Origin of the sequence: Mesoplasma tabanidae, from assembly GCF_002804025.1 — a bacterium.
Taxonomy (GTDB): Bacteria; Bacillota_I; Bacilli_A; order Mycoplasmatales; family Mycoplasmataceae; genus Mesoplasma; species Mesoplasma tabanidae.
On the sequence record NZ_CP024969.1, the window covers coordinates 1 to 11451 of the forward strand.

9 protein-coding genes are annotated in these 11451 nt (G+C 26.3%); 8 read left to right on the top strand and 1 reads right to left on the bottom strand.

Translation table 4 applies throughout. The annotated features are described in order from the left end of the window. Both dnaA and MTABA_RS00010 read left to right on the top strand, forming a co-directional pair. Complete coding sequence (gene dnaA, locus MTABA_RS00005; RefSeq protein ID WP_100679177.1) at window positions 1-1332, top strand: chromosomal replication initiator protein DnaA; 1332 nt, start codon at window positions 1-3, stop codon at window positions 1330-1332. Between the two features lie 227 nt (window positions 1333-1559). Continuing rightward, window positions 1560-2681 (top strand): DNA polymerase III subunit beta, encoded by a 1122-nt coding sequence (locus tag MTABA_RS00010; protein ID WP_100679178.1) that lies wholly within the window; start codon window positions 1560-1562, stop codon window positions 2679-2681. Window positions 2682-2704: 23 nt separating this feature from the next. On the opposite strand, the gene MTABA_RS00015 is transcribed toward MTABA_RS00010, so the two are convergent. Then, complete coding sequence (locus MTABA_RS00015) at window positions 2705-3679, bottom strand: rod shape-determining protein (protein ID WP_100679179.1); 975 nt, start codon at window positions 3677-3679, stop codon at window positions 2705-2707. 68 nt (window positions 3680-3747) lie between these two features. Here MTABA_RS00015 and rnmV point away from each other — a divergent pair, with 68 nt between their 5' ends. The 6 genes from rnmV to gyrB all read left to right on the top strand — a co-directional run bounded on the left by rnmV (window position 3748) and on the right by gyrB (window position 11448). Then, entirely contained in the window at window positions 3748-4275 is a 528-nt protein-coding gene (gene rnmV / locus MTABA_RS00020) for a ribonuclease M5 (protein ID WP_100679180.1), read from the top strand. Between the two features lies 1 nt (window position 4276). Beyond that, window positions 4277-5080 carry a 16S rRNA (adenine(1518)-N(6)/adenine(1519)-N(6))-dimethyltransferase RsmA gene (rsmA, locus tag MTABA_RS00025; protein ID WP_100679181.1) on the top strand — a complete coding sequence of 268 codons (804 nt, stop codon included), beginning with the start codon at window positions 4277-4279 and terminating at the stop codon, window positions 5078-5080. A gap of 48 nt (window positions 5081-5128) precedes the next feature. Beyond that, entirely contained in the window at window positions 5129-7750 is a 2622-nt protein-coding gene (locus MTABA_RS00030) for an endo-beta-N-acetylglucosaminidase (RefSeq protein WP_100679182.1), read from the top strand. Between the two features lie 10 nt (window positions 7751-7760). Then, entirely contained in the window at window positions 7761-8420 is a 660-nt protein-coding gene (locus MTABA_RS00035) for an ABC transporter ATP-binding protein (protein ID WP_157799979.1), read from the top strand. Window positions 8421-8453: 33 nt separating this feature from the next. After that, entirely contained in the window at window positions 8454-9326 is an 873-nt protein-coding gene (locus MTABA_RS00040; RefSeq protein WP_100679183.1) for a hypothetical protein, read from the top strand. Window positions 9327-9540: 214 nt separating this feature from the next. Beyond that, entirely contained in the window at window positions 9541-11448 is a 1908-nt protein-coding gene (gyrB, locus tag MTABA_RS00045) for a DNA topoisomerase (ATP-hydrolyzing) subunit B (RefSeq protein ID WP_100679184.1), read from the top strand. The last annotated feature ends 3 nt before the right edge of the window (window positions 11449-11451 follow it).

Sequence of the window (11451 nt, forward strand, 5' to 3'; positions counted from 1 at the left end):
ATGGAAACAAAAAAAATATGAGACCAATTAGTTTTTAAACTGACGAAAGAAAAATTAATAGATCAAGACATTATCGAAGAATATGTAGCTACTTCTGAACTACATAAATTATCTGATAAGGAATTTGTTGTACTTGTTAGATCAAATCTTGGTGTTACTATTTTAAATGAGTTTAAAGATGTTTTCATTTATGAATTTAAGAAAATTTTAAATGATTATGTTTCAGTTGAATTTTCAACAAAAGAGGTTTTTGATAAGAATCATAAAAAAGAAGAAAAAAAAGAGAATAATTCGCTTACTTTACCTGCTGGTGCCTTAACATTTGACAATTTTATTGTTGGTTCAAGTAATAAGCAAGCTAATTTAGCTGCCAAAAGCGTTATAGCAAATCCTGGATCTTCGTTTAATCCCTTATTTATTTATGGTGACTCTGGTTTAGGAAAAACACATCTTTTGCAAGCTATAAAAAATCAAGCAAGTTTAAATGATAAAAAGGTCTTGTACTTAACTTCTGAAGAATTTACAAAAAAAGTTGTAAATGCTTTAAATAAAGGTGATCTAAGCGAAATTGAAGAGTTAAAAATGGAAATAAATTCAAACGAATTCTTTATTTTAGATGACGTTCAATTTTTAAGTAAAAAAGATAAAACTAATGAGTTTTTCTTTAACATAATAAATAATTTTACTGACAACGGAAAACAATTAGTATTTTCAAGTGACAAAACACCTGAATTATTAAACGGTTTTGACAAAAGAATGATAACTAGATTTAATTCTGGTCTTTCAACACCTATTAATTCACTTGATATACCTACAGCTAAATTGATAATTGAATGAGAAATAAAAAAACAAGGTTTAAAGCAGAAAGTTAAAGAAGATGCTGTTGTTTATTTAGCGCAAAATTTTAGTGATGATGTAAGAAAAATAAAAGGTTTAGTTAATCGATTATTATTTTTTGGAATTCAGAATGATTTAGGTCATGTTATTGATTTAGAAGATGTTATTGATTTATTTAAGGACACACCTTCTGCAAATTTAGGTTTACTAAATGTTAAGAAAATTAAGGAAGTTGTTGCTAAAAAATATGATGTTACATTAAAAGCAATAGATGGAAAAGCTAGAACTACAGCCATTAAAAATGCACGACATCTTTCAATGTACTTTGCAAAAATTATTTTGAATCATACATCAACTCAAATTGGGGCAGAATTTGGTGGAAGAGATCATAGTACTGTTTTAAGTGCTATTTCACGTATTGAAAAGCTTATTTATAAGGAAAAAGAATTCAAAAAAATAGTTGAAAGTTTAAAAAATGAAATAATTGGAAAATAGATTATTAATATGATCTATTTTTTTATGTGGAAAAGATTTTAAACGTGTTAAAAATTTTGTAATAAACGTTCTTATTGCATATGTCTTTTTTTAGGTTTTCCACATTTCAACTCTATTATTAATATCACTTATGTAAATAATAATAAAATATATAAAATGAGGATATAATTTTCTATGATTTTAATATTAAAATATGAGATAATTTATTGTAAATAAAGAGGTGTTATATGAGATTAAGTATAAATAAATCAGTTCTTTTAAATGAACTAACAAAAGCTAGTAAATTGATTGAAGTTAAAAATGTAAACCCTGCTTTACAAGGCGTTTATATGGAAGTTAGTTTTGATAAACTTGTTATCATTTCATCAAATACTTCTACTTCTTTTAAAGCTGACTTAAATAATGAAAATTCAGATCTTATTATTGAACAACCAGGTCGTATTTTAGTTAAACCAAAGTTTATTATTGAATTACTAAGAAAATTAGATAGTGAATTTGTAACTCTTTCTACTTTTGCAGAAAATGAATTAGAAATAATAACAGATAAATCAAATCTTAAAGTTTCTATACTAAATGTTGAAGAATTCCCATTAATCGGTTTTGTTGAAAATGGTTTAGAGCTTTCAATAGACTCTCAAGAATTTAAAACTACACTGTCACAAACAATTAGTTCAATCAATGAATATAATCAGAAAGTTGTTTTAGCAGGTATGAATCTTAAAATAAAAGATAATAAGTTATCATTTGTTACAACTGATTTATTTAGAGTTAGTTTAAAAGAAATTATTCTTGCAGAAAATGCAAATGAAGAAGTAGATATTATAATTCCGTATAAAACATTAATTGAATTAAGAAATTTATTAGAAAATGTAAAAGAATTCAAAATAATTATTCATGATACTAATGCCACATTTAAATTAGATAATGATTTATTGCAATCAACATTAATTGATGGAAGATATCCTAATGTTCATTCAGCATTTCCTACAACACATGAAATTAAACTTGAGCTAAAAGCTAAGACATTTTTAAAAGTGTTAAGTAGATTTGAATTAACAAATGATCAAAACATTACATCTGTTGTAAATTTAGAAATTGGACAAAATGATATTATTTTAAAAACAACTATTGCAGAAACAGCAAAGTACGAAGAAAAATTTACTGAATACAAATATGAAGGAACAATAACTTTAAATATAAATTTTAACACTAAATATTTAATAGAAGCTATAAGAACTTTTGATGATCAGTTAATACATTTAACATTTAATTCACAAAATAAACCTGTACTAATAACAGGTGCTCAAAAACGTGATTTAAAACAAGTTGTTTTACCAACATATGCATAAAAAAATCAGGAGCAATCCTGATTTTATTTTTTCAAGTTTAAAAACTTCAAAGTTCCCTCAATATCTGAATAACCACGTTTTTTAGAAATAGTTACAGGAAAGTTAAAGAAATCTTCAAAAAAGTCTTTAACCCCACTTATGCCAGATAATTCTCCGGTTACGTATAATCCGTTTTTAACAACACCACTTCTAACTAAAACAGAAGAATTCTCTAAAACAGAAGTTATCAGTGATTTATAGTTTGTAAAAGATTTAATAAAAATCTTTTTAAATTCTTCACTTACACAAACTACAGTTCTTCTTTCATTAGTGATGATGTCTTTCCCAACGATACTTAATTCTAGTTCATCTCTTAACTTAATAATTGTTCCTAAAGATCACTTAATTTTTTCAATCATATCATTATCAACTGAAATAGAATATTCTTCTTTAATAAATTGATTTAAAGAATCATCTAAGTATTTTTCAGCATAAATTGTTTCCTTTTCATTAACAATTTTACCTTCCACAATTAAAGCTACTTTAGCATATGCCTGATTGATATCTAAAATTAGTACACCATATTCGTCTATAATATCTGCGTTAGCTCCCAAAGCAGAAAGTATAATTCTTGGAGCAAAAGTTAATGAAGTGAAGTTTGTATTTTCATTGAATAATTTTTGAAAAAATTCTTGAATAAAATCATTGTCAGAATTTGGACATGAGATAACAATATTAGCTCCATCATATTCATCTTTAAATCTTTCAACAAGAATAGCAACATAATGTTTAAAAATTTCTAAATCTTGAATTACAAATTTATCAAGAATATTAACAACTTTTAAAGGATCATCTAATCTACCAATTGTATTTTTAACATCACGACCGTATAAAACAATTTCAGTTGTTAAAATGTTTCAACAAACTAAACTAAAGTCGTCATATATTTTACCCTTTTCAGATGAAATTATTCTTGTAAATTCTTCACCAAAAACAATTCCTATTTTTTTATTACTCATAATATTCCTCACTTTTCTCACATTAATTATAGTATATAATAAACTTAATGTTAGATATAGGTGAATTAATGGTAAATGAAATAATTATTGTTGAAGGTAAATCAGATTCACAAAAATTAAAGCAAATATATGGGCAAAATTTAATAACAATTGAAACAAATGGATTAGGATTTGATGACAAGAAATTAAATTTAATAAAAGAATTAAGCAAAAAAAATAAAATAATTATATTTACAGATCCTGATGGACCAGGCAAAAAAATAAGAGAAACATTAATTGAGTTTTTAGATGTTGATGTTTTTAATGCTTTTATTTTAAAACAAGATATTAATAAAGAATCCAAAAAAATAGGAATTGCTGAAGCTAATGAAGAAGCTATAAAAAAAGCGCTTAATAATTTAATAACATATAATAAAAATAACAACTCAATTTCATGAAATAATTATGTTCAAAATGATTTTTATGTAAAAGAAAATAGAAACAAAATAACAAAACATTTTGGTTTGAATAATGAAATGAGTTCAAAAAGTTTATTCAAATGGTTAAACTGAATGAATTTAAATGTTGAAGAAATAGAAAATATAGTAGGTGAATAAAATGAAAATTGAAGCAAAGAAAAAATTCGGACAAAACTTTATTAGTGATCAAAACTTAATTAACAAGATAGTTTCAATATTGGGAGATGATAAAGACCAATTAATTATTGAAATTGGACCTGGGACTGGTGCTTTAACTAAATTGCTTGCTCAAAAATATAATAAAGTTGTAGCAATAGAAATAGACACAGACATGGAAGTAATTTTAAAAAGAGAAATTCCGAATAAAAACTTTGAGTTATTTCTTTCAGATGTTTTATTAGTTGATTTTGAGAAATTGATTAATGAAAAAAAACAACATGAAAATCAAAAAGTTTCAATAATTTCAAATATGCCTTATTATATAACAAGTGAAATTCTTTTTAGAACATTAAATGTAAGTGATAAATTGACAAAAGCTGTATTTATGATGCAAAAAGAAGTTGCAGTAAGAGTTTGTTCATATAAAGGTGAAAATAATTATAATAATCTTTCAGTTGCTTGTGAATTTTATGCAGACAAAAAATATGAATTTACAGTACCAAAACATAAGTTTTATCCACTGCCTAAAGTAGATTCAGCTATCATTTCGTTATCATTTAATAATAAATATACAAATCAAATAGAAAATAAAGAAAAATTTTTAGTGTTTTTAAGAAAAATCTTTAATAATAGAAGAAAAACTATTTTAAATAATTTATCGAATGTAACAAATGACAAAGCAAAAGCCAATGAAATTCTTGATAATGTTGGCATTGATAAATCATTAAGACCAGAAGTTATTGGTTTAGAAGATTTTATTAAAATATTCTTAGAATTATTTTAGAAAGATTTATAATAAAAATAAATCTTTTAGAAAATTTGGAGAAATTTTATGAAAAAATTACTAAGTTTGATGATAATAGTTTGTTTAACCTCTGCATCATCTTTAACTTTAATATCATGTACTCAAAAAGTATATGGTAGAGATATTTCAAAAATAGGTAATTATTCTTGATTAAAAGAAGAACCATACTTTGACTCTTACAAAAATATTTTGAAATTTGATATAGATGATTTACAAACAGCACCAATTAAAATTCAAAATTCTTTTGAGTACGAAAAATTTTTAGATCTAAATAAACAAAGCACGTCTTTTAAAACAGAAAGTGAAATAACTAAACAAGTGGCAACCGCTGCACCTCTTAATTCAAAATTTCTACCAAATGGTAACCTTGTTTCAGACTTTAAGTTGATTGACAGAACTGAATATTATGATCAGATAAATAAAGTAAATGAATGAAATTTTGATTCAGATTTAGATGCTAAGTATAATAAATCTAAAATTAAATTGCAGGAATCTCAAAAAACTATGAATAAATGAGTTGATAGTCAAGATCCAGAAACAAAAGAAATGAATATGTCTACAATAATAGAGAGTACTTCTAACTCAAATACTATAGTAGGTAATAAAAGAGTATACGAAAGATCATTTAACAATTATCAATATAATGATATTCTTGTTTCATGAGCTGGTTCAATCGATGAGGGTATAATAGTTCCACCAGCAAAAAATCAAGTCGAAAAAGCACACTTAAATGGTACTAAAATTTTAGGTACGATTTTTCTTGATGGATATCATGGATTAAATAAACAAGCGTTAAAAGGTTTTCTTGAAAAGGATAAAAAAGGTAATTATTTGATCGTTGAAAAATTAATTGATTTAGCTGTTAAATTAAATTTTGATGGATGATTTTGAAATAACGAACCTAATGGCTCAAATCCAAATGGTTTTGTTGTTGACAATGAAATAATGTTTGAAATAATGAATCAAATGCAAGAAACTATTAAAAAATCAAATGATCCAAAAGTCAAAGAATTGATAGTTTTTGGTTATAAAAATCAAGGTCAGCTAACTATTGACCCGCAAGGTAATGTTTCAGACTATGAATCTGAAAAAATTTATCAAAATACTAGTCTTTTCTTAAACGATTTTTATGTATTTGCTAATGAAGTAAATAGATATGTTGAAAAAAATAATTTATCAAAAGATGAACAATTTGAAATTTATAGTATGTTTAATGCTGGGGCATGAGTTGGTGGGAAGATTTGATTTGATAAAGATAAAATAGGCTCAAGAGATTTTAGAGAATTAAATCACATACCTTTTGACTCTGAGCAAAAACCATATAATTTAAATTTTCAATCAGAGTACACTAGAATGATAGAAGATTACAAAAAAGGAAAATGAACGTTTAAAACCGAAAAACAAGATAAAGAAAATGGTGGTGCTAAAAATTCTATAGCTTTATTTGCATCACATGTACCTTACGATTTAGCGTCTCAAGATATGGATAAAATAAGTAAAGATAAAAGTGTTGCTCTTGATACATATGGATTAGTTTCAGCTAATAACTACGATGATCAAATGTATACGGGTAAAAATAAGGCGCTAAGTAATGATGACAAGGGTGTAGCTATTTATCCTGGTGGTGAAGGTAATTCTAATTCAATTTTTAAAGATAAAAGTTATGGTGTAGGTAATTTAGTACAAGAAAAAACAATTTTAATAGATTCTAATAATTATTTCAAAACAAATTTTTCAACAGGTCAAGGAAGTAAAATGGCAACATTTATAAAAGGCAACCGAAAGATTATTGAAAATTATCCATGAAGCAACACAAATATAGCAGATATTCAGCCAACTTATAAATGAGATATAAAAAAAGTAAAAAATAACTCTAACGAACAAATTAAAAATAACGAAGATGAAAAAATATCAGGTTATTATGATTTTTATGACCCGTATCTAAAAGGAAATTCAATATCATTAGGTTCAGGATTTAATAAAAATGGAGAAATTTTGCCTGTAAAATGAGAAACAAACAAAGAATATGAATGAAACATAATGGGTGCAAATTATACAAAAGAAAATGAATCAAAAAAAGTTTCTATAGTTGTTAAAGTACCAAAATACTTGGAAGATAAAATAGATATAAGTGTTTCAGGAAAAGCGAATGAAAGAATAACTCAAAGAAATAAAACAGAAATAACTCATATAAAAGATTCAGGATCAGAAGACTATACTTGAATAAGGCTAGAAAATACCTATACTCAACCAATTGGAAAAATAGGTTTAAGTTTTTCAACAAAAGATCTTGATTTACTTGATGAAGAATTACTATTTAAAATAACTTGCGGTGAAATAGTTGTAGATAAAGAAAATAATAAAGTCAATCAATATGATCAATCTAATGTAGGTGTTATTGTTGAATCTGTGGTCCAAAGAAATGGAAAAAATAATATTCGTTTTAATTTAACACAAGACACTTTGAGTGATGACATTTATTCATACTATGAAATATACTTAGAAGATGAAAATAATAAATTAATAAGATTAACTGAAAATAACAGTCCAGAATTTTATATTAAACAAATAGAAAGTAAATATAAAAAATTTTACATTAAACAAACAAATTATAAAAATCAAGAAAAATGATTTAATTTTGAATTATAGAAGGGCATTTATGATAGAAATAAAAAACATATCCAAAAAGTTTGGAAAAAACTTAGTTCTTTCAAACATAAATTTAACAATTAAAAAAGGTGAATCATTAGCTTTACTTGGATCTAATGGTAGTGGTAAAACAACTTTACTTGAGATATTAATAGGTCAAATTAAACCAACAACAGGATCTGTTTTAATAGAGGGCAAAAAAGAAACATTTAAGGAAATAGGGATACAATTCCAAGAAGGTGCATGACCCAAAGGAGTAACATCAAAATTGATCATTAGTTATTTTTTAAAAAAGACTAAAATTTTAAAGGACCCTGAAGTCAACAAACTTATTGATATATTTGAAATCAGAGAATTTTTAAAAAAGGATTTAAATAATTTGTCTGGAGGTCAAAAGCAAAGATTAAATACTCTATTGTCAGTAATAAACAATCCTAACTATATTTGTCTTGACGAAATGATTACAGGACTAGATTTAAAAATGCAATTGAAACTAATTGATTTTTTTAAATCACTAAAAAAACAAAATAAAACAATTATTGTTATTTCACATAACCCTGAAGAAGTAGAAAAGCTTTGTGACAAAATAGTTATTCTAAAAAAGGAAATATTTTTTACAAGTCAACAACTAAAACAGTTATCAAAAATTTTGGATCAGTTAGAAACTTAATGATTAATTATTATGATGGAGGGTTAGAATCAAATGTTTAATTTTAATTTAAAAAACTCTCAAGTAGGAATTGTTAATCTAATCTATAACCTAAAAATTTTAAGTATGTCTGTGCTTAAAAACTTGAGAACTTATTTGTACATTATTATTTTCCCAATAGTTGTTGTAACTTTTATAATTTTTTATAAAGTTAGTGCAACATCGACAACAATTAATCCAACAACGGTTACAGCAATATTGTTAATTCAACCCTTTACTATTATATTTTTGGTTAATATAACAATTTCAGAATGGAAAAACTCAGTTTTCTTAAAAAGAATACACTCAGCTGGAATTTCAAAAATTAATTTTTTATCTTCGATATTTATATTTAACTTTATTTTAGGATATGTATCATTTGTTTTATGCTCAATATATGTATTTTTAATAACTGGTTCTTTTTTCACAACAAGTAATGGTGGATTTTGAAAAATACTTTTAGATACGATGACCACAAAAGAGGTTTTTGGTATTTTATTAAGTGCAGCTTTTCTAATTGTAACTTCGATACTACTAGGAACAATAATTTCAGGAATTATTAAAAGTGTAGCTCTTTCTCAAACTATAACAGCTATTTATGTTATTGTAGCTATAACTTTTTCAGATATAATAATGCCACCAGAAATTTTTGCAATACAACCAACATTGATAAAAATAAGTTATTTATTCCCATATAAACATAACGTTTGAGCAGGATTATTATTAGTAGCTGACAACAGCGGAAAATGAATTTATAATGGAGCTTCAATGGGAAGATTAACAACGTCATTTGCAATGAAAGAGTGAATTCCAATATTAACATCAATACTTTGATCAATTTTATTATCTACATCTTCAATTTTTGTATTTAAATGAGATGGTAAATAAGCGTGTTTTTGCACGTTTTTTTGGTTATTTGATATTATTTTAAAATTAAAATAGTTAAATTTAGCAATTTTAGCACCATTTTAGTTAATTTAGTCCACTTCACAAGGGGTGTTTAGGGGATTAAGTTAAATCGCTTAATTTAAGAGTAAATTTTGCCAAATTAATATATAATATATATTAAGGAAACTTAGAAAGAAACGGGTGAACAAATTATATGGCAGAACAAAATTATGGTGCTGAATCGATTAAAGTTCTTAAGGGTTTAGAAGCTGTTAGAAAACGTCCAGGTATGTATATTGGATCAACTTCTAAAGCAGGTCTACACCACTTAGTTTGAGAAATCATGGATAACTCAGTTGATGAAGCTATGGCAGGATTTGCAAACAAAATTATTTTAACTATCACTAAAGAAGGAGAAATTATCGTTCAAGATAATGGGCGTGGTATTCCTGTTGGTATACAAGCTGACTCAGGGAAATCAGCTTTAGAATTAGTTTTTACTCAGTTGCATGCTGGGGGAAAATTTGACTCAGATTCATATAAAATTTCAGGAGGATTACATGGGGTTGGAGCTTCAGTTGTTAATGCTTTATCTTTATATGTTGATGTTCAAGTTAAACGTGAAGGAAAAATTCATCATCAAGTTTTTAGTGGTGGGGGAACTCAACAAACTGAAATTGAAATTATTGGTGAAACAAGTGAAACAGGAACAATTGTTAGATTTAAACCAGATCCAGAGATTTTTTTAGAAGGAACTGAATTTGATTATGAAACAATTAGAAATAAAGTTAAGCAACTTTCATATTTAAACAAAGGTTTAGTTATTGAATTAAATGATTTAAGAATTGATAAACATGTTGAATACCATTTCCCAAACGGTATTTTAGATTATGTAAAAGAAAAAAATGAAACAAAAGTAAAAATTAACCCAAGCATTTTCTATGTTGATGATAAACATGAAGATATTGAAGTTGAGGTTGCATTGCAATACAACGCAGAATATCAAGAAAACTTAATTACATTTGTTAACAATATTAATACGCATGAAGGTGGAACTCATGAAGATGGTTTAAGACAATCTTTAGTTAGAGTTATTAACCGTTATGCTGAAAAAGTTGCAACAGGTAACAAGCCAGCTGCAAAATACTCTTGAGATGATATTAAAGAAGGTATGGTATGTATAGTTTCAATTAGACATACAGATCCTCAATATGAAGGACAAACTAAAACTAAGTTAGCTAACCCTGATGCTAAAAAGGCTGTTGATGCAGTTGTTGGTGAAGCGTTTGAAGAGTTCTTATTAAAATCACCTGAAGATGCAAAAGCAATCATTGATAAAAATGCTAATGCTCAAAAAGCTAGAATAGCAGCACAAAGAGCTAGAGAAGAAACTAGAAGAAAATCAGCACTTGATACATTCTCACTTCCTGGTAAATTAGCAGATTGTGAAAGTAAAGATCCAGAAATTGCTGAACTTTACTTAGTCGAAGGGGATTCAGCTGGTGGTTCAGCAAAAACTGGACGTAACCGTAGATTCCAAGCTATATTACCTTTAAGAGGAAAAGTTTTAAACGTTGAGCGTGTAGCTGAAGTTAGAGCTTTTGCAAATAATGAGATTAAATCAATTGTTACAGCAATTGGTACAGGTATTAAAGAAGACATTGATTTAACAAAATTAAGATATGGAAAAATTGTTATTATGACTGATGCTGATGTCGATGGAGCTCATATTCGTACATTATTACTAACATTCTTCTATAGATACATGAAACAATTAGTTGTTGATGGTCACGTGTATATTGCACAACCACCGCTTTACAAAATTGAAGCTGGTAAAAAAGTTGCTTATGCATATAGTGATGCTGAGCTTGATGAATTAAAAGCAGGTGACTTTAAAGATTCAAGATTTACAATCCAACGTTATAAAGGACTTGGAGAAATGGACCCAATTCAATTATGGGAAACAACAATGGATCCTGAAAGACGTACTATGTTGCAAATTAAATTAGAGGATGCTGCAATCGCTAATGAAGTTTTTTCAGACTTAATGGGAGAAGACCCTGAGTTAAGAAGAAATTATATTCAAGAAAATGCAGAGTTTGTTGAAAACATTGACTTTTAGACA